General features: G+C 72.1%; 1 protein-coding gene. It reads right to left on the bottom strand.

What is annotated here, in order from left to right:
• Positions 1-619 (bottom strand): TIGR03915 family putative DNA repair protein (locus AC27IQ_RS26670; protein ID WP_487091490.1); only part of this gene is annotated, 619 nt, incomplete at both ends.

Genomic DNA, 619 nt, shown 5'->3' with positions numbered 1-619 from the left:
CTGCCGCGATGCGCCGGCGTGGCACGGTGCCGGGCGCCTCCACCATGCGCGTGCTGCGGGCCTGCGCCGTCTGTGCGAGTTCGCCGATCAGCGTGGCCTCGGGCAGGTTCTTCCAGTAGCGCGTGGGCATCTCCTTGCGCATCATGTCCAGCTTCAGGCGCGCAGGATTGAAGATGTTCCGGTAGTAGGTGAGCCACAGCGCCTCGCCCGCATCCGGTGGCGGCGCGTCGCTGCGCTGCGCTGCCGGGCCCCGGTGCAGCCGCTGGCCGTCCCAGTGCACGCTGGCGTCCGGCGTGAGGATGGCCCAGCGCATCTGGGTGAAGCGGCGTGCGAAGAACGGCGCGTTGGCCTCGGTGATCCAGTGGTCCGGCTCGAACCAGGCGATGTGCAGCGTGCCGCCGTCGGGCTCGGGCACGGGCCGGAACCGCACGAAGGCGCGCATCTTGTGCATGTCGCGCTTCACGGCGCGTTCCAGGTGCTGCAGCCGCAGGCGGTCGGGGTCCAGCGGGTCGTGGCGCAGGCCCGGCTCGTGCGCGAGCCGCCACAGCAGCCGGTACATCAGCGCGAAGCGGCCGGGGTCGCGGTGCAGCACCACGCGCTCGCACCGCTGCAGGAACTC

It is taken from the genome of Acidovorax sp. KPB24-07, assembly GCF_057543315.1.
Note: the sequence above shows the minus strand (reverse complement) of the source record. Positions and strands in the feature narration are given on the sequence as shown.